Here is a 21,471-nt window from a genome sequence, read left to right as displayed (position 1 = left end):
CCAGATTGGCTTTCAGGTTGGAATGATTCAGTTTATACGTTAGATTAAACCAGTAACAGAATCAGTATAGCAATGAATTTTTATTTTGCCTCAACACATCCCGTGAAGGATTGAGGCAAAATGGCTATTAGTAGTAATAATAGCGGTAGTAACGACGTCGATCGTCTTCCTGGCCGATTTGATTACCAATCAAGGCACCAGCTCCTGCGCCAATGGCTGTACCCAGCGCATCGCCACCAGAAACAGCGTAACCGATACCTGCGCCAATACCTGCGCCTGCGGCTGTCCCTACTTGCGTTGAGGTGCATCCACCAAGGATAGTTGTTGATAATCCTATAAAGAGCACTATAGGTAGTGTTTTTTTCATGGTAAAGTTCCTCTCTATTTGTTCCTTCATTAGTCATATTAGTACAAATTAAGTCAAATTGTGCATTATTTGTCATTGCGGTCTTTTTTGATTCGAACTTGAGAAATTATCGGGGCACCAGTAGTATTGGGTAAATAAACGTGAATCAGGGGTTGATATGTTTCGTGGCAGCATTGTGGCTTTAGTCACGCCGTTACTGGATGACAAGGTGGATGTGAAACGCTTGCGTGAATTAGTCGAATTCCATATCAGTGCTGGTACACACGCCATTGTTGCAGCAGGAACCACTGGCGAAGCTGGCACATTAAACCGTGATGAAAAAATACTGGTGATAAAAACCGTGATTGAGCAGGCGCGCGAGCGCATTCCGGTTATTGCCGGTACTGCCGCGAATGCCACGAAAGAGTGCATCCATTTGACCGAAATGGCGATGGAATGCGGGGCTCATGCTGCGCTTATCATGACGCCAGCCTACATTAAACCTACTCAGGAAGGCCTTTATCAACATTACAGCCAGATTGCGTCTGCCGTGGCTATACCTATTATTCTCTACAATGTTCCAGGTCGAACGGCCTGTGATTTATTGCCGGAAACCGTGGCGCGCCTGGCTAAAATTTCCAATATCATCGGCATCAAGGAAGCAACTGGGAATATGTCCCGCCTTCAGCAGATATTAAGGCTTTGCGGTGACAGCATTGACGTGTACAGTGGTGATGATGAAACAGCGGCGCAATGGCTTTTAGCGGGTGCCAAAGGGGTTATTTCCGTGACAGCCAATGTGGCGCCCCGGCAGATGGCAAAGCTTTGTGATGCGGCTTTTGATGATGATCAGGCCGGCACTCTGCGTATCAATGAGCAATTGGCGCCGTTGCACAAGCTGTTATTCATTGAGTCCAACCCCATTCCAGCCAAATGGGCTTTAAACAAGATGGGTTTAATCGGCGGCGAATTGCGTTTGCCGATGACTGTTTTAAGTGAAGCGCATCAACCTGAGCTTGAGCAGGTATTACAAAAATTACAATTGATATAATTAAAGAGGTTTGTTGTGAAAAAAGTCAGTTTTATTGTGTTGTCAGCCCTGATTGCCAGCGGGTGTTCGCATATTAAGAGCAATAGCGATCAAAAATACCTGCAAAGCCGCAATGGCCCGGGCCTTGTGGTACCGCCGCCGCTGACGAGTGACAATGTCAGTCATTTTTATGACTTGCCCGCTCAGGATAAGAAAGCAATTGTGAGTATTGAGCCGCCATCTGCTAAGATTGAATAAAGCAGGAAAGGAGCGGCCAACTTTTGAGGTTGACGCGTATGTCTATGGAAACCAATGAGTCAGAAATAATTCAGGATATCTCCAGAAGGCTGGTGGAAGCGCAACGTAAAATTCGCATTTTAGACAGCATCAAATGGGATGAGAGCATCAAGAAAGACTTTTTCCAAAAGAAAGCCCAAAAGTTGCCTTTAGTCAACCGGGATTACTACCTGGGAAAACCGTTACCCTTTGATGCAGTGGAAAAGCAGGAAGAATTCCGTCTGATTTTACGCGATACAATTAACCAGTTGGGGCAATATTCGCCGGTTACCCGCCTGATTAAACGTCAGTGCGAAGAGTATTGCCGCGCTGTGCAAATGCTGGAAGCGCGGGGTACACCTTCTTTTTCTGAGTTATCGATGGAGCTTTATGGAAGCCCTGATGACGCGTTTTATTCAGGTGGGCCGCGCCTGTCTGAATTAGGCACGCTTCTGTTTGATGTGTTAACGGCGCTGGATGTGCAGTTACAATCCGATGCGGACATGAAGCGGTACACCCCGCAGGAAGCGCAGGTCATACTGGAGTCCCGTTTAAGTTCGTTTTTTTCCCAGCATCCCGGCAAAATCACCGTGATGGTCAGTGACGACATGGTGGCTGATGCGGCAGCGGGCGCTGACAGCATCAAATTAAGCCAGCAAGCCATGTTCAGCGATCGTGATCTTCGCTATCTCGAGGTCCATGAAGGTTGGGTGCATGTCGGCACCACCTTAAATGGCGCCACGCAACCGTATTGCTTTTTTCTGTCAAAAGGTTCGCCTTCAAGCAGTGTGATTCAGGAAGGCCTGGCTGTTATTACCGAGGTCGTAACCTTTTCTTCCTATCCTGGCCGCATACGTAAAATTACCAATCGCGTGATTGCCCTGGATAAAGTCAGGCAAGGGGCCACGTTTGTTGATATTTACCGTTATTTTATCGAGTGTGGTTTAAGCGAGGATGACAGTTACAATCAAACCGTACGTGTATTCCGCGGCAGCACCCCGGACGGCGGTCCATTTACCAAAGATCTCTCCTATGCCAAAGGCTTCGTGATGATTTATAACTTCATCCGGTTTGCCATCAGCCAACGGCATATTGATTCCATCCCGTTGTTATTTGCCGGCAAGCTGGTGCTCGATGATTTGCCGCTGCTTAACGAATTACGCAATATGAATTTGCTTACCGCACCGGTTTATCTGCCGCCGCCGTTTCGTGATCTGGCGGCTTTAAGCGCCTGGATGAGCTTTTCTCTGTTCCTGAATAAATTCAGTTTGAATGAAATCCAGAAAAGTTTTCGCTTCCTGCTCGGTTAACGAAAGGAGATAGCATGGGATTACTGGTTGAGGGGCAATGGCGCGATCAATGGTATGATACCGCTAAAAGCGGTGGCGCCTTCAAACGCGAATCGGCCCAGTTTAATCAGGCCATTGAAGCCGATGCGAAGGCGCTTTTTCCCGCTGAAAAAGGCCGCTACCATCTTTATGTTTCCTTAGCCTGCCCCTGGGCGCACCGCACACTTATTTTCAAAACGCTTAAAAAACTGAACGACTACATCAGTGTGTCCATTGTGCATCCGCATATGCTGGAATACGGTTGGGAATTCAAAACAGGCATGGGGGCCAGCGGTGATACGCTGTATGGTTTGCGCTACCTTTATGAGCTTTACGTCAAAGCCGTGCCGCATTACACCGGGCGGGTTACTGTGCCGGTACTCTGGGATAAAAAAAGCGAAACCATCGTTTGCAACGAATCGGCGAATATTATCCGTCAGTTCAATGAGGCGTTTAACCACTTGACGGGTGATGAACAGGATTTCTATCCCAAGGCTTTAAGGGGTGCGATCGACGCTGTGAATGATAAAATTTACCGCACCGTTAACAACGGCGTGTACCGCTGTGGTTTCGCGACCAGCCAGGCGGCTTATGAGGAAGCCTATGAGGAATTATTCGCCACATTAGACGAACTGGAGGCGCATTTACACCATCAGACCTGGCTTGTGGGCGAACACCTGACGGAGGCGGATTGGCGGCTTTTTACGACATTGGTTCGCTTTGATGCCGTTTATTATGGTCATTTTAAAACCAATAAACGCCGCATCAGTGATTACCCGGCCTTGCAGGCTTACCTGGCCAGATTGTATGACATGCCGGGCATTCATGAAACCGTTAATTTTACCCACATCAAGCAGCATTATTATTTCAGTCACAAAACCATTAACCCAACCCAGATAGTGCCGCTGGGACCCAAATTGTGGTTTGAATAAGTTGATTTAAACCCTAAAAGCCACAGACTCGCCACCCTTTCCTCAAAGGCCAGGAAGTATTTAACGCTGAGTTACCTTGTTTCCTTTGGGAGAGGGATGCCATGCAGTCATTCAGGGTGCTATTCAACACTGGCAGAAACAGGCTGATTTATGCTTTAATAAGCATCATCCGGTAAAGGCTTAAGAGTTTGATATATGACCTTTGTAGTCACTGAAAATTGCATTAAATGTAAATACACCGATTGTGTGGAAGTATGCCCGGTCGATTGTTTTTATGAGGGTCCCAATTTTTTAGTTATTCATCCTGATGAATGCATCGATTGTGCATTGTGTGAACCCGAATGCCCGGTTCAGGCCATCGTCTCGGAAGATGATTTGACAGACGATCAAAAACAGTTTCAGGCACTGAATGCGGAACTCGCCCCGCAGTGGCCCAATATTACATCCAAAAAAGAAGCGCCTGACGATGCCAAATCCTGGGAAAATGTCGCTGGCAAGCTTCAATATCTAGAAAAAGAGTGGCCGAAATAGATGCCGTCAGCGCCGCGGACGCGATAGCCGATTGTCAGCGGGTTTTAGGTGAAAAAGGACGCCTGAGTACGGCCATCCCCGGTTTTGTTGCCCGTGAGGCGCAGATTCTTTTAGCCAGGGCCATCGCCAAAGCCATTGCTGAACAATCGACCCTGGTGGCCGAGGCCGGCACCGGAACGGGTAAGACCTTTGCCTATTTAATTCCCTGCCTGTTGAGCGGCAAAAAGGCGTTGATATCGACCGCGACCAAAACCCTTCAAGATCAACTGTTTCAGAAAGATTTACCGCTGTTGGTCAGAGCCTTAGGCCTTTCAGTCCGGGTGCAGAACTTAAAAGGTCGAGCCAATTACATCTGCCGCTACCGCACCAAACTGCATACCGAGGAAGGACGCTTTATAAATCCCCAGTGCGTCAATGACATTCTTAAAGTCCATGAAAAATTACCCCTGCTGACAGCCGGTGAACGGTCCGAACTTCCTGAAATCAGCGAAGACTCCCCAGCCTGGCCCTTTGTTACGTCGACCGCTGATAACTGCCTTGGCGGCGAATGCCAGTTTTATCAGGATTGTTTTCTGGTCAAAGCCCGTAAACGGGCCATGGAAGCGGACATTGTGGTCATCAACCACCACCTGTTTTTCGCTGACTCAAGGCTTAAGGAGGAAGGGTTCGGCGAATTATTGCCTGGGGTCGACGTGGTGGTTTTTGATGAGGCGCATCAACTCGCGGAAATCGCCGCCAATTTTAATGGCGAACGCTTAGGCACGCGCCAACTCACGGATTTACTTGAGGATTTATTGCGCGAATGGCCGGTGCTTGATTTGCCGAATCGCCCGTTTAAAGCCATGAGAACCGAGCTGGATAAACTCATTGACCAATTGCACCTGGCCTTGACGGGTTATGAAGAGCGTTTGGCCTGGGAAGATGCGTCAAAAAATAAGGGCTTCACCGCGGCCTGGGAATCGTTGCTTGGTTTTTTTCAACAATTGACAGCAGCCATTGAGGAGGCAGGCATTGAACGGGAAGCCGGTATTGCCCGCTGCATCGCCCGTCTTCAGGAATATCAGGGCCTGATGCAGCGTTTTGCTGATAAAGACTTAAACCATATCCGCTGGCTTGAGCGATTCAAACACACCCTGGTGTGGCATGCCACGCCCTTTGATGTGGCTGATTCGTTTCATCAGTTACTGGCAGACAAGAAGTGTGCTTACGTGTTTACGTCCGCGACATTAACCATGGCCGCGTCGTTCGATTGCTTCTTAAAGCCCTTAGGCTTAAGCGGGGTAGAAACCCTGGCGTTGCCGAGCCCCTTTGATTACCAGCAACAAGCCTTGCTATACCTTCCGCGCCATTTACCCGATCCCAAAGATCACCGTTATTATGAGGCTCTGCTGGATAAGGCGGTGCCGGTTATTAATGCCTGTGGTGGACGCTGCTTTTTCCTGTTTACCAGTCACCGGGCGTTAAAATTGGTTGCTCAACTACTGCACAATACTTTAAACTATCCGCTTTTAATTCAGGGTGATGAAGCGAAACCTATTTTACTGGCGCGTTTTCGGCAAATGGGCAACGCGGTTTTGCTGGGGACATCGACCTTCTGGGAAGGGGTGGATGTTAAAGGCGAGGCGCTGTCTTGTGTGATTATCGACAAATTGCCTTTTGCAAGCCCGGTTGATCCGGTGGTCCGCGGCAAGATGGCTTATTACAAAGCCCGCGGCCTGTCCGGGTTTGATGAATTGTCCCTGCCTGCGGCCGTGCTGGCTTTAAAGCAGGGCGTAGGGCGGCTTATCCGTGATGTCACGGACAAAGGCGTACTGATGTTAGCTGATCCGAGGCTGACTGGCCGTGAATACGGGCGGCAAATTTTTGCCAGTTTACCGGCGTTGCGAAAGACCCGTGAGCTGACAAACGTTCTTCATTTTATTAACGAGTTGGCTTTAAATCATGAACTTGCTAGCGATTGACACATCCACCGCAGACGCCTCGATTGCCTTATCGGTTAATGGCCAATTATGGCAGGAAACCCATCAGGCAGAACGGGTGCATGCCCAGGTTATTTTGCCAGCCATTGAGCGTCTGTTTCAACAGGCGGGTTGCTCACTGCCGGAACTGGATGGCATCGCATTCGGGCGGGGGCCTGGCAGCTTCACGGGCTTGCGTATCGCCTGTAGCGTGGCCAAAGGCTTGGCTTATCCCCATCATCTGCCGCTTTATCCGGTCAGCAGTCTGGCAGCTATCGCGGAAGAATACCTCCATCAGCAACAGCTTTCATGGGGCGGTGAGCCCATACTGGCGGTGCTGGATGCACGTATGCAGCAATTATATTGGGCTTATTTTACCGGTGATAACCTGGATGTTCACGAGCAGGTCAGCGATGCCGCCGATATTCCTGCGCTCAATACAGCGTCTATTGTGCTTGCCGGTGCAGGTTTTGCCGCTTATCGTTCGCAATTTAATGCGCAAATTATTGACAAAATCAGCATGGAAAAATTGATTTATCCCAAGGCGGCCGCCATGATTCGTTTGGTGCAGGCTAAGAAAATCAAAGCGGTTGATGCGAAAGACGCGTCACCCGTATACATTCGTAATCAGGTTACTCAAGGAGAAGCGCGTGGATAAGCGTTTGTTGGATGTGTTGGTTTGCCCGCTCTGCAAAGGCAGGCTGTTGTTAAAAGAGGAGGAATTGATTTGCCGCTTTGATCGCCTCGCCTACCCTATCCGCGATGGCATTCCAGTCATGCTGGAACAGGAGGCACGATTAATCCCTCTGGATGAGAAAGAGAAATTATGAACGATTTCCATGTAGTCATTCCGGCACGCTACCAGTCTTCGCGTTTACCCGGCAAATTGATGATGAAAATTGCCAATCTCACCGTGATTGAGCGGGTTTACCGTCAGGCGGTACAGGCTAAACCAAAATCCATTGTTATTGCTACGGATAACGAAGGCATTGCCGAGCATGCCGAAGCGTTTGGCGCAGAGGTCATGATGACATCCATTGATCACCAAAGCGGTACGGACCGAATTGCGGAGGTGGTTCGGCAGGGAGGGTATCGGGATGACGATATCATTGTCAATGTCCAGGGGGATGAACCGTTTATCGCGCCGGAATTAATAAGGCAGGTGGCTCATAGCCTCACGGATGCAGATGCACCGATGGCCACGCTATGCTGGCCGCTTACCGATTTAGAGCAGTTTCATAACCCCAATGTGGTTAAAGTGGTGCGCAATCAGTTTAACAATGCCTTGTATTTTTCGCGCAGTCCTCTGCCTGCTCACCGTGATGACCCAGACAGTCTGCGCATGGTTTATAAGCACATCGGACTCTATGCTTACCGGGCTGCTTTTTTAGTGCAATTGTCCGCCTGGCCTCCCTCTGAACTGGAAGGGCTTGAAGCGCTTGAACAATTACGGGTGTTATGGGCAGGCTATACCATTCGGGTAGAAGAAGCCTGCGTGAGGCCGCTGCAGGACATCAATACCGCAGATGATTTGCAATTGGCTAGAGAATACCTCACCGCCTGATCAAGCCGCCGCAGGCGCCACCAGGCGGCTGGATAAATCATGACCCAATTCCGCCAGTTCTTTTTCTGTACGGCAGGCGCCGAATGTCACAAAGAAAAGGTCCTGGCTGCGTGATTTCAGGTAATTACCGACATTAAATGATAAGGCCTGCAAGGGTTTAAAGACATTGATTCGCAGAAACTGCACCCATTTATGGCGAATGCCATCCGACAATTTTTCCATGTTATTGTTTCTGAAGTGTTTGTCTGCGCTTGCTTTCAACTGAGTAAAAAACATGTTGTCATTGCTTAAATGGACATTTTCATGAATGTAATCCTGATTGATGCTTCGAAACTCCGTATGCATGCTTGCCAGGGTGTGGAGTCTGGGATCGACTCTATCCATCAGGGTTTTTTTACACTCCACAAAGGCTGGCTTGGGCAGGGTTTTAAGCTGTTGAAGCTGGGCCAATTCATTTTCATCGGAAGTTTTATGTATAGCCTGGTCAATGTATTTCTGGGTTAAGCGTTCAAATTCCGTTTCAAGCCTGGTGAGAATAGTGCAGGATGTCTTATAGGTTTCTGTTTTCAAACGCCGCTCAATTTCCATGGCGTCTTCGGTGACTTTCAGGTAGCGATTAAACGCCGCCACAAATTGTTTTTCACCCATCGCCCACTGGCTTGACCATCTCTCAAAATCGCGCCCTTGCAGTTTGTCCAAATCCAAAAAAGAGTTATCCAGGGTTCGAAGTGCTTTTAATGTGTCTTTCCATACCTCGTTTAACCGGAATTTTAACGGGTTATCCTCATCAAGGAGCGGGCAAGGGTGTTCCTGATAAAGCTTATTGGCTTTATTGAAAGAGGGGGTTATATGGCTTTTAAGCTGACCCTTTACTACTTCGGTGTGACGTTTTAATTGATTAATGGTGGTACTGACCTGCCGTCTGATCTTGAAAAGGTGTTCTTTGCTTTCAGGGACTGTCTTGATTAATTGTTTAGCCAGTTCCACGGCGGTTTCAAATTCGCTTTTGTCCTGTTCGGTGCAAGACAGCTCGGGTGAAGATTTAATAAAATTCAATGCCGCCTCAGCATCAGCCAGTTCCTCGCTTAAGCTTTGTTGCAGTCGCTTTTTTTTCTCTTCAAATTCCAGTTGAAGTGCTTTGATTAAAGGGGACGCTTGCTTTTGGAGATCATGTAAACGCTTTGTGCGGCTGGCCATCTGATCCAGGCGCTTTTTCTGAAGGGAGGCCAATTCATGAACTCTATCCAAGGGAGAAACCAGTTCAAGTGCTTTCTCCCTCGCCTGTATGTAAAGATCGGCTTCTTCATCGACTCGAAACGTTTCCAATTCAGCCAGCAGCCCACGTGCGGCTTTCCATGGACCATTCTCACCTAACACCTCGGGAAGCAGAACAAAATATTCCGAAAGCTCCTGGGTAAGGGCATCAATGTCGCTTACTATTTCTTTCTCTTTGCTCAGGATTTTAAGGTGTTCGTCCTCATTAATCCCTTTTAAAATCTGGTAATCTTTGATGGCTTGAATGGGAAAGGCATCGATAAAAGCGGCCAGATCATAAGAACCCGCAATCCGTTTAGCATAATACGCCGTATCAACCTTAGACGGCGAGGCTACGTCAAACAATTGATTACTTAACGCGGTAATGTCTTTTGCTTCCATTTTGGCTAATGACGTACCCCATATTAAGAAGCGTTTTTTTTCACCCAGGTGCATCAGCAACTGGTTATGAAGCGTGTCAATGGCAGACGAATTAACAATACCGGGATATTTTTGAAATCGTTGCTTTAAGTCACCAATGAATTGCAGCAGATTTTTAATAAAAAACTGCGTGTCTTTATCGTCTTTATTGTTAACGTCGATTACACAAAAAGTCAGCAGAAATGTTTCAAACTGCTTTTTAAGCAGGATCTTGGCGGTCAGCATGAGTTGCTCAAGCGTTTCCGGATCATGTTGTGCTGGACAAATCAGCGCTTCACGTGCAAGGATTTTTTCAGCCAGTTCCTGACGTTGTTGATTGGTTTCTTTAAGCAGTGTAATCGTACGCTGTAATTCGCTGATTAAAATCTCATGATAATCGGGGAATTCCAGGGTGTGTTGAATCCGGCCTGTGATAAACAGTTTGGCTTTATCGGCGTCAGCGGTTTTGGCCTTGTAATCATTCACCCAGCCAGACAACAGAAAATCATCCGCAAAGCCTGGCAAAAAAGCCTGGTTTGCCCATTGGGCATGTGCATTGAGCAGTTCATCCAATTGCCCCCGTAACACGTCGAGGGTTTTAAGAAAAGGGGATTGTGGTTTTTCCTCTTCCATGATGGGAACAGCCGAGGTTTTTGGTTTATTTTTATATCCCTTTGCTTTGTTTTTTAAGTAAAGAACGGTGTCCAGTGAAACAGGGCAGGCCGGCGAGAGCTCAAGTTTCTTGAGGATCGTATCAAATTCGGCAAGTAACTCCTGTGGGGCATTGTCGGCAATTTTTCGGCGCAGAATTTTTAATGATTTGGCAGTCGCCTGATTATGCTCCGTGATTTGATTGGCCAGGGTTCTTGTCAGCCTGTGCAATTCGGTCAGCGAAAGGGGCGTTTCCGATTGATTCCAGGTTACATGAAACGGAGCGGTGATCTTATCCACATGGCTTACAATGATATGTTTGATGAGGGATTTGAGTTTGGTGAGCTTGCTTTTTACATCTGTCCACGGTCCCTCTTCGGGCATGGTTGATAATTGAAGACGAATAGACCGGGCGCAAAGGTGATAGGTATCAAGACTGTGTTGGGGAAAGGGGGTTATGGATTCGACGGTGGATAAAATTTTTTCTATTTTATCAAGAACGTTTAATACCTTATCAAACTCTTTACCCATTCATGTACACCTTATTATTTGAGTCGGGCCTTCGATGTCATAAAGATACCATTGCAGGCTTAAGAGAATATTAAAGAAATGTATCAAATTTGTAAAGAATCTTTGAGGGATTCAGGGTTTCCTTATGGCAGAGTGACAAGGGAAAATGCTTTAATTGCAATTGCTTAATAAGAAAACGGAATAGACTCTTTTTGAAATTTAAGAAGATTCTCCAGGCATTTTCTCGTTATGTTTTCTGTGAATGGGATAGGTTGTCGCCGGAAGAGCAAAACGAAGCACCTGCCGGTACTTCGTTTTTTAGGCTTCTGAGGTACAAGTTTAAAATTGATAAACAAAAAACAAATTATAAAAAATCAAAAAAAGCACGGGATCATGAATGACGCCTTTTTTGCAGAAAATTACGACGCAGGTAAAGGAAAAAGGCCGGAATAATCATGAGTACAATGCCGCTTGCAAAAACCAGGCGGTAATGGCTGGCATCGCCCATATCCATGTTGTTTTCAGGAGGGATAAAACCAATGATTAGGGTAATGACACAACCAATTAATCCTAAGACGCAAGTGAGGTAGTACCCAAAACGGCCCAAGGGAATTTTAAAGGGGCGGGGCATGGTTGAAAATTTGCTTTTCAGGCGAAACGCGGCGATAAACATCAAGACATACATCAGGATATAAAGTTCGGTGCTTAGGGCTGTAAATAACCAGTAAATGGCATTGATAGTTGGAAACAGGAGAAAGCCGCCACAGAGCAGGGTTACCAAAATCGCCTGCAGAAGAAGTATGCGGGAGGCCACGCCGTGACGATTCAAACGATAAAGCCAATGCGGTAAAAAGCCATTGTCAGCGGCTAGCAGCATGCCTTTGGCCGGGGAAATAATCCAGTTCACCATGCTGCCCAAACTGCCTAACAGTAACAAGCCGACGACAACCGGCATGAGTGCACTTAAGTGATAGGCTTCAAAAAAATTGGTGAAGGCTTGCATGACGCCGTCTACCAGATTGATGTCTTTTTGCGGCAAGACAAAGGCGATGGCTAAGGACCCGAAAATCATGGTGGTTAAAATCAACAGCACCGAAAAAAACATGGCCCGCGGGAAATTTTTCTGCGGATCGCGGACATTGCGTACATGGACGGCAGCCAGTTCCATACCAAGAAAAGACGTCATAATCGCCGTAAGTGATACCCAGGACTGGGTGTCTTTCCAATGGGGAATCAAATGGGAAAAGCTCAAATCAATGGCCAGGGGATGGCCTTTGATTAACCAGATAAACGCCAGAAAAATGATAAGCCCCATGGGTAAAATCATGCCAAAAATAGCACAAACACTGGCAAAGGCTGCCGAGGCGCGGATACCCGTCAGGCCGAGAATCGTCAATGACCAGAAAATAATAAGAATGACGCTGATGAGATAAAATTTATTTTCAGCCAGGGCCGGATTAATCAAATAAGCCAGGGTACCGGCGATAAACGACAGGATAGTTGGATACCAGACCATGGTATTAATCCATTGCAGCCAAATGGTAAAAAAGGCCACATTTTCCCCAAAAGCGTGCCTCACCCAGCTATAAATACCGCCTTCTTCATCGGACCAGGTTGAAGATAGCTCTGCCGCTACCAGCGCGACCGGAATTAAAAAAACAATCGCTGAGAAAATAAAAAAGAAAATGAGGGAGGAACCAAACAAGGCTGTGCCGGGCAAATTCCTGATGCTGTCAATGGCGCCGGTGATCAGTAAAACCAGAGCAAAGGTTGATATTTTTTGTGTAGACCAGGATTTCATAGGCGGGGCAGGTTGCAAGAGTTGTCAAAAAGGTAAGCATTATAGTGGGGCAAGCCGTGCAAGGAAAGCCTTTTTTATTTTATTCATGTGATTAACCGGGGTGTAAAAGCCTTGTCAGTTCCATGGCATTGCGGTTAAATAAAGTGTTCAATTTAACAAGGAGTACACCATGGGTTGGTCTTTTTTTAATCAACAACATCGCGTCAATGCGATTGCGCAGGGGGTTAATGTTGCTGTTGGCATTTTGGCTGTAGTGGATTATATCACCAACCCGGAAGCGAACACGGCTATTTATGGCGCCAGTCTGTTATTGAATCTGGCCACAGGCGTTGCTCTGAGCGGTGAGTATGGGTTGGGCCAATTCGCGAGCATGGTGGGCAACGTGGCCTATGCGGGGCTGGTCTATGGCCAGGCCGTGAGCAAGTGTAATGATGTTAGCGGCTCAACCCTCCTCATGGAAGGGGTGGCCATGGGAACCAATCTGGTAGCGACCTTCTACAGTGCGGGCACTCACCATGCGAAAAATGCCTCTCAAAAAGACGAATCACCTTCAATGGTGGCGCAGCCTTCCTGATTTATATTCCGTGCACGGTGATAAGTAATCGCCGTGCCGGTGCTCTGTTACGATGCTCGGCGAGAAAAATACCTTGCCATTGCCCAAGCGCCAGCCGTCCTTCGCAAAGAGGCAGGGTGAGGCTTGCACCCAGCAGGACATTTTTAAGGTGGGCGGGCATGTCGTCCTCGCCCTCGAGGGTATGACGATACAGCTGATTGTCGTCGGGAATCAACCGGTTTAAATGGGTCTCCAGGTCCAGAGGCACGTCTTCGCAAGTGTTTTCACTGATGGTTAATGACGCCGAGGTGTGCTTAAGGAATAAATGGACAAGGCCCGCACGAATAAAAGGCGCTTGCTTAAGGTGGTCGTTAATAACCGGCGTAATCAAATGAAACCCCCTGTGCACGGGCTTAAGCGTTAACTCGTTTTGCCAGTAAACCGGTTTATCCATGGCGGTAGCCATCGCGGCAGGCCGGCGAGTTCATGACCTTGCCTTCTTTTTCCTGCCATTCGGCGGGGGAATAAAGATGCATGCTCAAGGCGTGCAGTCCGGTTTGCAACTCAGGCGCGAGCAGCTGATTCAGTAAACGGTGACGGGCAATCCGGCTCAGTGGGGTGAACTCAGCGCTTACGGCAATGATTTTAAAATGCGTTTCCGACCCTTCCGGGACATGGTGGCGATGCGATTCATTCTCCACAGAAAGGTACACAGGGGCCAGTTGGTTGATGAGTTGGTGTTCGATGCGTTGCTTACGGGACATGGTCAGACAATGTAAGGTTCAGAAGGTTAAAGTATACTCATTGGCTCGCCATTTGTCATAGTTTTGCGATAACCAGGCTTAAAAGTCATTTTGTGACAATTATGGGCGTAAATTTGGCTATTTTTGAAGAAAACTACGGTCTTATCCTTCGGATTATTGAGCAAGGGCTCATCTCGCGTTATGCTTGTAAGTGCATGATTTGAGAATGGTTATTGCTCAAAGCAGGTGACAGGGTTGGGCATTATTGGTTTTTTGCTGGGAATGGCATTTATATTGCTCAGATAATACGTAAACGTTGTTTTATCGAAGGAGAGCAGCATGAAACAGAAGGGTTTTACATTGATTGAATTGATGATTGTGGTCGCGATTGTCGGTATTTTGGCAGCGATTGCAATTCCCGCTTACCAGGACTACACCATTCGGGCACGAGTTACGGAAGGTTTGAACCTTGCCGCTTCAGCCAAATTGGCAGTCTCTGAAACAGCCATTACCAATAACGCCTTACCCGCTACGCAGGCCGCAACAGGTTATGTCAGCCCTGCTGCTACCCCGAACGTAACCTCCATTACGATTGGCGCGGGCGGTGTGGTGACCATTACCTACACGGCGGCTGCCGGCGGTGGTACGATTATCATGACCCCGACCCTGCAGGCGAACGGTGATGTCACCTGGGTATGCACCGGTGGTACGTTGTTGGCTAAATACCGTCCAGCCAGCTGCCGACCATAATACGGTTTCTCTGAAAAAGACCACGCATGTGGTCTTTTTTTTATAGTCAGGCGGCAAAAGCATCATGATAGTTATGGTCAAATTATGACCAGTCGTGTCACTTGCAGTCCTTTCTATTCTGCCATGGGAATACGTATTAGGGGATAAAAAACCGTTTTTAAGCTGAATAATCCTTTTGCAAGCCTTATCTGGCTTGCTTTTTTACAGTTGGCATCGTTGATGCATGGCAGGTAATGTAGATGATTAAACGAGAGGTGGTTATGAAACAAAAGGGTTTTACACTGATTGAATTGATGATTGTGGTTGCCATTGTCGGCATTTTAGCTGCAATCGCCATTCCAGCTTATCAGGATTACACAATTAGAGCGCGCGTGACGGAGGGCTTAAATCTGGCGGCGTCCGCCAAATTAGCTGTTTCTGAAACAGCCATTACCAATAATGCCTTGCCCGCTACACAAGCAGCAACGGGGTACGTCAGTCCGGCGGCTACGCCTAACGTAACCTCTATTGTGATTGGTGCAGGTGGTGTAATAACCATTACCTACACGGCTGCAGCCGGTGGCGGTACGATTATTATGACGCCAACGCTGCAGGCGAACGGTGACGTGACCTGGGTTTGTACCGGGGGAACATTGCTTGCGAAATATCGTCCAGCCAGCTGCAGACCTTAATGTCCCATCCAGGCAGGGTATATGCTCTGCCTGATCACCAACCACGACGTAACGGAGTCAATCAATTGCGGATAGCCTCTCTAAAAAATGGCATTCAGAGGCTTAAGGAGTACCCGGATGAACATAAAAGGCTTTACATTGATTGAGCTCATGATTGTCGTCGCAATTGTGGGTATTCTGGCCGCCGTCGCTATTCCGGTTTATCAGGATTACTCTATCCGCGCCCGGGTAGCCGAAGGCCTCACCATGGCGGCGCCTGCGAAATTGGCTGTCAGTGAAACAACGATTGACACCAGTGCATTACCACTTAATCAAGCCGCCACGGGGTACATCAGTCCTGTAGCCTCTGTGAATGTCTCTTCCATTGTCATTGCAGCAGCCGGTGTGATCACCATTACCTATACACCCATTGCTGGGGGAGGAACCATTGTGCTAACGCCGACCCTGCAGGCAAATAATGACGTGGCCTGGGACTGCAGCGGGGGTACGTTGGCGGCTAAATACCGCCCAGTGAGTTGTGTACCCTAGCGTGGTCCTTCGTGCCTTACCTGCTCCTCGATTAGAGTTTTTGCTCTACTAAATGATTCTTGAGACGGACATAATCCGGCAGGCCGTTTTTGTAGGGGGGGTAAGCTTCACCCTGAATTAAGGGCAGCAGGTAACGGCGACAGGCTTTTGTGATGCCCATGCCATCGGCTGCGATGAAATCATCCGGCATGGCTTTCTCCTGATTGGCAACCTGAGCCAGAGGCACATGATCTATGGACCAGCGGTAAGGCCAATCCTGTTCACGCTTAATGATGGGCATGATGGCATTATGGCCGGCCAAGGCTAACTCCACGGCGGCTTTGCCTAAAGCATAGGCTTGTTCAAGATCCACTTGAGAGGCAATGTGCCGTGCTGCGCGCTGCAGGTAATCGGCTACCGCCCAGTGGTATTTGTATCCCAATTCCTTTTTAACGAGTTGGGCAATCACTGGCGCTACGCCGCCTAATTGCGCATGACCAAAGGCATCGCGCAGGCCGGCATCGCTTAAAAATTGACCTTGCTCATTTCGGATCCCTTCCGAAACCACCACCACACAATAACCGTGTTGTTTAACGCTTTGATCCACTTTCGCTAAAAAGCGCGAAGGCTCAAATGGGACTTCCGGCAACAGAATGACGTGAGGGGGTTCACCTTCTGTTTCAGCAGCAAGCCCACTGGCCGCTGCAATCCAGCCGGCGTGGCGCCCCATAACCTCAAGAATGAAAACCTTGGTTGACGAGGCAGCCATGGACGCTACATCAAAACCAGCTTCGCGGGTGGAAATGGCAATGTATTTGGCAACGGAGCCGAATCCTGGGCAGGTGTCGGTGAACGGTAAATCATTGTCCACGGTTTTGGGGATGCCAATGCAGGTAATGGGGTAACCGGTCTTGCTGCCTAATTGCGAAATTTTGTTAGCTGTATCCTGGGAATCGCCGCCGCCATTATAAAAAAAGTAGCCAATATTGTGGGCTTTAAAGACCTCGATGAGGCGTGCATATTCAGCGCCATCGTCTTTCAATTTATAACGGCAGGAACCAAAAGCACCCGACGGCGTGTGCATGAGGCGTGCTATGTCCGCATCGCTTTCCAGCGAGGTGTCGATGAGTAATTCGTCTAAGGCGCCGATAATGCCATGTTTAGCCGCATAGACTTTACCGATACGGTCGGGGTGTTGGCGTGCGGTTTGAATCACGCCGCAGGCGGACGCATTAATAACGGCAGTGACGCCGCCTGATTGGGCATAAATTGCATTTTTAACGGACATAATTTCTCCAGCTTGATTGCTTCAGTTACTCGTCGAAACTCGGGGAACTGGCTTGGTAAATGTTATCAAATTCATCCAGGACTTCATCGATGCTTTGGATCAGTTGCGCAAAAACGGTTTCCAATTCATTGATGTGTTTAGCTTTTGAGGCATGCGTCTCCAGGCGGGTAACCTGAGCCTGCAGGGTCGGAACCCCGCAAAAACAACAGGCGCCGTGCAGCTTATGCGCCGTTGTACTTAAGCCCTTCATGTTTTTTTCATGGTATAACTGAATAAATTCTTTGCGGTTTTCGCGCAATTCTTCGACAAATCGCGCTAAAAATTCTTTTGCCAACGCTTGATTACCCGAAACTTTCTGCACGCAAAGCGACCAGTCAATGGCTGCCGATTTGCTGTGTCTTAAAATGGAAAGCAGGGCAATCAGTAAGTCTTTTTCTTCGACAGGCTTTTGCAGGTAAAGATCAATACCGGCTTTTTTCAGTTTTTCTTCGCTCATAGCTGTTTTATCGGCGCTGATAACCACGATGGGGGTGGCAATATTGAGCGAGGATTCCTGCCGTATGCGTTTGGCGGCATCGAGCCCGCCAAGTTTTGGCATCTGCCAGTCAAGCAGGATGATTTGGTAGTGTTTTTCCTGGCAGGCAAGGACTGCGTCTTCCCCGTCATTCACCGCTTCAACGTTGGCAATGTCGTTTAGGAACGAATGAAGCAGCATGCGGTTAACCGGGTTATCTTCCGCAATGAGAATATCCGGATGAGCGAGCCGCAACTGCCCGCGCAGATTATCCAGTTCATGGTTAACGTCTGCAGGCACAGGTTGAGAGGGGTTAATCAGGGTTTCAATGGTGTCATGGAGTTTCTGGATGCTGATGGGTCGGAATAAAAAGCCACGTGCGCCAAGACGTTGCGGTTCATGGATAATGGATTTGGAAATTAAAATGGACGCTTTGGGATACTTGCGCAGAATGCTTGCGATTTTTTCTTCGCAATCCTCATCTACATTGACAAAAGCCAGGGTGCAATCGTCGCGCGTAGCCAAGGCCTTATCCAACTCGGAGAGGCTGGCGACCGGTACGCATTGAATGCCGCAATAGACAAGGCCATTGCACATGGCTTCCAAATGCAGGGGATTCTCGTCGTAACAGATGGCTTTGATGTTTTCAAACCGATTCGCCTGGTGCTTCTCGCTTTCGTACGCGGTCAATTTTTCCAGACGTATGCGCACGGCAAACGTCGAGCCTTTATGCAGCTCGCTGGTTAAGGTGATGCGCCCTTTCATTTCTTCAGCGAGCTTCTTGCAAATGACAAGGCCCAAACCTGAGCCGCCGAAACGGCGGGTGATGGTGGTGTCGGCCTGATTAAACGCATTGAACAGTTTCGTCTGATCATCGCTGGAGATGCCCATGCCCGTGTCAATCACAGAGATACAGAACAGGTAATCTTTTTCTGTTTCCTGTTCGATGCCGGTTTTAACCAGAACATAACCCCGATCCGTGAATTTAACGGCATTGGTTACCAGATTGGTTAATATTTGTTTGATGCGTATGGGATCGCCGAGCACGGTCTTGGGTACATTGACATCGGTGGATGGAATCAAGTCAATGCCTTTTTTATGGGCAGTAGGGGCGGCTAAGGTTAATACCTCATCCACGCAGGCCCGCAGGTCAAGCGGGATGCAATCCAGACTTAACTTCCCGGCATCCATCTTGGAGTAGTCGAGGATGTCATTGATGATGGTCAGCAAATCCTGGGCGGAGGATTTAATGGTTTTGACGTAATCCAGCTGCAAGGGATCCAGCTTGCTTTCCAGCAAGACATTGGTAAAGCCGATAACGCCATTCATGGGGGTTCGTATTTCATGGCTCATGTTGGCAATAAACTCGGATTTCTGCCGGCTTTTCTCTTCCGTTTTTTTCTTTTCCAGCGACAGTTCGATGTTTTTTTCTTCCAGCAATTCGAGGCTTTGCTGCAAATCTTCGGTGGCGACTTCAATGTGATGGTTTAAATCGCTGACTGTGTCGAGGTATTGCTTCTGCAGATGGGCGCAGCCGCGTTCAATAATACCCAGTTCACCTGGACTGGTTACGGATATGTGGGTTTCGAATTCATTGCTTAAAATCTGCTTCATGCTGCGGCGCAGGCGAGCCAGGGGCAGGTAAATGCGTTTGGAGAGGAAGTAATGGATACTTAAGCTTAGGAGCAACCCGAGAAGAATGATGAAAATGGTCACGATGTACATTTGATACTGTTTAATTACCGATGATTGCGTATCAATGTCTATCGACAGCCAGCCCAGAATGTCATCCGGCTCCAGATTGGCGCGTTCCAGCGCCGATTGAAACACACTCGCTGAGTATAAATTGTGTTTGGGAATGGTGACTGGGGCTAAAAAATTAATTTCATACGGCTCTATCTGCTTGCTTTCGATGTAATCGCCGGTGTACTGCAGGGGTTTAAACGGTTTTTTAATCAGGTGCTTGCCGCCACGGTAAGCGATTAACTGGCCGTCAGCGTTATAAAAAGCCAGCGCGATGATTTCCGGATTGACGGTCGAGGCATCCACCAGCGCCTGCAGGACCCGGCGGTCGTTGCGCATCATCGCCAGTTGTGCAGCGGGCAGTAATTGCCGGATATAGGCTTCACCCAGCCTGGACATGTGCTGATTTAGGTCTTTATTGAATTGGCCGTTAAAGAATACCGCAAACAACAAGGCCACCAGCAAAACCGGGATGAGGGTGGTGAGGCGCAGTTGGTATTTAATGCCGAGTTCTTTCATTGTCTGCCTCTTGCGCCCTGATCAACAAGTTGCTTGCTGAGCAATTTTCCAGTGAATTGCCAAAAAAGGAAGCGCATTCGGTTACTTTTCGTTGCCTTTAAAGTCGGCTATTATAGCCCGATTATTTTATTGCTTACAACGGAGAACCGGATGGTTGTCAGAACTCGTTTTGCCCCCAGTCCTACGGGCTACCTGCATGTGGGAGGGGTACGTACCGCCCTGTTTTCATGGTTATACGCAAAGCATCATCAGGGGCAGTTTATTTTACGTATCGAAGATACCGATCAGGAACGTTCTACCCTTGAGTCCGTACAAGCAATTTTGGATGGCATGGCCTGGTTGGGCCTTGATTACGATGAAGGGCCTGTCTATCAGACAGAGCGCTACGAGAGGTATCGCCAGATTACCCAGCAATTATTGGACGAAGGCAAGGCTTATCGCTGTGTCTGTTCCAAAGAGCGCCTGGAGTCATTGCGGGAAGCGCAGCTCACCGCCAAGGAAAAACCCCGTTATGACGGCCATTGCCGCCATCTCAATCTTAAGCCGGGAGATGAACCTTTCGTTGTGCGGTTTAAAAACCCGGAGGAAGGCGTTGTGTCGTTCAGCGATCAGGTTTACGGTGACATCCATGTCGACAACCGCGAACTGGATGATTTGATTCTCGTCCGATCAGACGGCCATCCAACCTATAATTTCGCTGTCGTGATTGACGATTGGGATATGGCCATTACCCATGTTATCCGCGGCGATGATCATATCAATAACACGCCTCGGCAAATCAACCTGTTTAAAGCGTTAAATGCACCCATTCCGGTTTTTGCCCATTTGCCCATGATTCTCGGTGAAGACGGCAAGCGTCTCTCCAAACGCCATGGCGCAGTCAGTGTGCTGCAATTTAAAGAATTGGGTTTTCTGCCCCATGCCTTATTAAATTACCTCGTCCGCCTGGGTTGGTCTAACGGTGATCAGGAAATTTTCAGCGTAGAGGAGATGATTGCCAGTTTCGATTTAAAAAATGTCAGCCGTGGCGTGTCCAGCTTTAATTATGAAAAACTGCACTGGTTGAATCAGCACTATCAGAAGAGTGATTCTCCGCAAGAGGTGGCCAAGGCCCTGCAATGGCATGTTGAGCAAAAGGGACTCGATTGGTCAAACGGCCCGTCACTGGTTGATATCGTGGCAGTCCAGGCTGAACGCTGCAAGACGCTTGCGGAAATGTGTGAGAAAAGCGCCTTTTTTTATCAGGATGGCATTGACTATGATCAGGATGCGGTGAAAAAGCATCTGCGTCCCGTGGTGCTTGAGCCGCTGCGAGCGCTTTATGAACGTTTGCAACAGGTTGATGCCTGGGAAGCGAACCCATTGCAGGCATGCATTAACGATGTCAGTGCCGAGTTTGATTTGAATCTGGGCAAGATTGCCCAGCCGCTACGGGTAGCCGTGACTGGCAGCAGCATGTCGCCAGCCATTGACGTCACGCTGACCCTGATTGGTAAGCACCGGGTATTAAGCCGGTTGCGGCAAGCCCTGGAGATGATTGAGAAGCGGGCGGCTCAGGCAGCAGAATAGAGTGATTTCAATA

The 21,471-nt window shown here is 48.3% G+C and carries 21 protein-coding genes; 14 read left to right on the top strand and 7 right to left on the bottom strand.

Annotated elements, in window-relative coordinates; translation table 11 throughout:
- Positions 1-127 precede the first annotated feature (127 nt).
- Positions 128-367: a glycine zipper domain-containing protein gene (locus tag Lery_RS01935; RefSeq protein WP_058525722.1), complete on the bottom strand. Its 240-nt coding sequence runs from the start codon at positions 365-367 to the stop codon at positions 128-130.
- Positions 368-524: 157 nt separating this feature from the next.
- Here Lery_RS01935 and dapA point away from each other — a divergent pair, with 157 nt between their 5' ends.
- The 9 genes from dapA to kdsB all read left to right on the top strand — a co-directional run bounded on the left by dapA (position 525) and on the right by kdsB (position 7,965).
- Positions 525-1,397 (top strand): 4-hydroxy-tetrahydrodipicolinate synthase, encoded by an 873-nt coding sequence (dapA, locus tag Lery_RS01930; protein ID WP_058525559.1) that lies wholly within the window; start codon positions 525-527, stop codon positions 1,395-1,397.
- Positions 1,398-1,412: 15 nt separating this feature from the next.
- The gene (locus tag Lery_RS01925) at positions 1,413-1,634 is read left to right on the top strand and encodes a hypothetical protein (RefSeq protein WP_058525558.1); all 222 of its coding nucleotides are present in this window, start codon (positions 1,413-1,415) and stop codon (positions 1,632-1,634) included.
- Positions 1,635-1,672: 38 nt separating this feature from the next.
- On the top strand, positions 1,673-2,962 hold the full coding sequence (locus Lery_RS01920; protein ID WP_058525557.1) for a flavohemoglobin expression-modulating QEGLA motif protein: 1,290 nt from the start codon (positions 1,673-1,675) through the stop codon (positions 2,960-2,962).
- 14 nt (positions 2,963-2,976) lie between these two features.
- Positions 2,977-3,912 carry a glutathione S-transferase family protein gene (locus Lery_RS01915; RefSeq protein WP_058525556.1) on the top strand — a complete coding sequence of 312 codons (936 nt, stop codon included), beginning with the start codon at positions 2,977-2,979 and terminating at the stop codon, positions 3,910-3,912.
- Positions 3,913-4,107: 195 nt separating this feature from the next.
- Positions 4,108-4,443 carry a ferredoxin FdxA gene (fdxA, locus tag Lery_RS01910; protein WP_058525555.1) on the top strand — a complete coding sequence of 112 codons (336 nt, stop codon included), beginning with the start codon at positions 4,108-4,110 and terminating at the stop codon, positions 4,441-4,443.
- Positions 4,431-6,404: a DNA repair helicase YoaA gene (locus tag Lery_RS01905; protein ID WP_237759122.1), complete on the top strand. Its 1,974-nt coding sequence runs from the start codon at positions 4,431-4,433 to the stop codon at positions 6,402-6,404. The genes fdxA and Lery_RS01905 overlap by 13 nt, the downstream gene beginning before the upstream one ends.
- Complete coding sequence (gene tsaB / locus Lery_RS01900; protein ID WP_058525554.1) at positions 6,385-7,059, top strand: tRNA (adenosine(37)-N6)-threonylcarbamoyltransferase complex dimerization subunit type 1 TsaB; 675 nt, start codon at positions 6,385-6,387, stop codon at positions 7,057-7,059. Before Lery_RS01905 ends, tsaB begins: the two co-directional genes overlap by 20 nt.
- A complete protein-coding gene (locus tag Lery_RS01895; RefSeq protein ID WP_058525553.1) occupies positions 7,052-7,231 on the top strand; it encodes a Trm112 family protein in 180 nt (59 codons plus the stop codon). Before tsaB ends, Lery_RS01895 begins: the two co-directional genes overlap by 8 nt.
- Complete coding sequence (gene kdsB, locus Lery_RS01890) at positions 7,228-7,965, top strand: 3-deoxy-manno-octulosonate cytidylyltransferase (RefSeq protein ID WP_058525552.1); 738 nt, start codon at positions 7,228-7,230, stop codon at positions 7,963-7,965. The genes Lery_RS01895 and kdsB overlap by 4 nt, the downstream gene beginning before the upstream one ends.
- Here kdsB and Lery_RS01885 read toward each other — a convergent pair whose 3' ends face one another.
- Positions 7,966-10,821: a hypothetical protein gene (locus Lery_RS01885; protein ID WP_058525551.1), complete on the bottom strand. Its 2,856-nt coding sequence runs from the start codon at positions 10,819-10,821 to the stop codon at positions 7,966-7,968.
- A 370-nt stretch (positions 10,822-11,191) separates the two neighbouring features.
- Positions 11,192-12,601, bottom strand: coding sequence for an amino acid permease (locus tag Lery_RS01880; protein WP_058525550.1), 1,410 nt, complete (start codon positions 12,599-12,601; stop codon positions 11,192-11,194).
- A 169-nt stretch (positions 12,602-12,770) separates the two neighbouring features.
- Between Lery_RS01880 and Lery_RS01875 the strand changes: the two genes are divergently transcribed.
- Complete coding sequence (locus Lery_RS01875) at positions 12,771-13,175, top strand: hypothetical protein (RefSeq protein WP_058525549.1); 405 nt, start codon at positions 12,771-12,773, stop codon at positions 13,173-13,175.
- A gap of 1 nt (position 13,176) precedes the next feature.
- On the opposite strand, the gene Lery_RS01870 is transcribed toward Lery_RS01875, so the two are convergent.
- Complete coding sequence (locus Lery_RS01870) at positions 13,177-13,608, bottom strand: secondary thiamine-phosphate synthase enzyme YjbQ (RefSeq protein ID WP_058525548.1); 432 nt, start codon at positions 13,606-13,608, stop codon at positions 13,177-13,179.
- The gene (locus Lery_RS01865; protein ID WP_058525547.1) at positions 13,601-13,918 is read right to left on the bottom strand and encodes a BolA family protein; all 318 of its coding nucleotides are present in this window, start codon (positions 13,916-13,918) and stop codon (positions 13,601-13,603) included. The genes Lery_RS01870 and Lery_RS01865 overlap by 8 nt, the downstream gene beginning before the upstream one ends.
- A 318-nt stretch (positions 13,919-14,236) precedes the next feature.
- Here Lery_RS01865 and Lery_RS01860 point away from each other — a divergent pair, with 318 nt between their 5' ends.
- The 3 genes from Lery_RS01860 (at position 14,237) to Lery_RS01850 (ending at position 15,846) form a co-directional block, all read left to right on the top strand.
- Complete coding sequence (locus tag Lery_RS01860) at positions 14,237-14,647, top strand: pilin (protein ID WP_058525546.1); 411 nt, start codon at positions 14,237-14,239, stop codon at positions 14,645-14,647.
- Positions 14,648-14,907: 260 nt separating this feature from the next.
- Positions 14,908-15,318 carry a pilin gene (locus tag Lery_RS01855; RefSeq protein ID WP_058525720.1) on the top strand — a complete coding sequence of 137 codons (411 nt, stop codon included), beginning with the start codon at positions 14,908-14,910 and terminating at the stop codon, positions 15,316-15,318.
- A 117-nt stretch (positions 15,319-15,435) separates the two neighbouring features.
- Positions 15,436-15,846, top strand: a complete 411-nt coding sequence (locus tag Lery_RS01850) for a pilin (RefSeq protein ID WP_058525545.1) — start codon at positions 15,436-15,438, stop codon at positions 15,844-15,846.
- Between the two features lie 31 nt (positions 15,847-15,877).
- Here Lery_RS01850 and Lery_RS01845 read toward each other — a convergent pair whose 3' ends face one another.
- Positions 15,878-17,113 carry a 6-phosphofructokinase gene (locus tag Lery_RS01845; RefSeq protein ID WP_058525544.1) on the bottom strand — a complete coding sequence of 412 codons (1,236 nt, stop codon included), beginning with the start codon at positions 17,111-17,113 and terminating at the stop codon, positions 15,878-15,880.
- Between the two features lie 25 nt (positions 17,114-17,138).
- Positions 17,139-19,889, bottom strand: coding sequence for a two-component system sensor histidine kinase LetS (letS, locus tag Lery_RS01840; protein WP_058525543.1), 2,751 nt, complete (start codon positions 19,887-19,889; stop codon positions 17,139-17,141).
- Between the two features lie 150 nt (positions 19,890-20,039).
- Here letS and gltX point away from each other — a divergent pair, with 150 nt between their 5' ends.
- The gene (gltX, locus tag Lery_RS01835; protein ID WP_058525542.1) at positions 20,040-21,458 is read left to right on the top strand and encodes a glutamate--tRNA ligase; all 1,419 of its coding nucleotides are present in this window, start codon (positions 20,040-20,042) and stop codon (positions 21,456-21,458) included.
- Positions 21,459-21,471: the final 13 nt, after the last annotated feature.

The sequence above is a fragment of the Legionella erythra genome, from assembly GCF_001467615.1.
In the GTDB taxonomy this organism is placed as follows: Bacteria; Pseudomonadota; Gammaproteobacteria; order Legionellales; family Legionellaceae; genus Legionella_C; species Legionella_C erythra.
The sequence above is the reverse complement of the archived record's forward strand: the minus strand, read 5'-3'. Positions and strand labels throughout refer to the sequence as shown.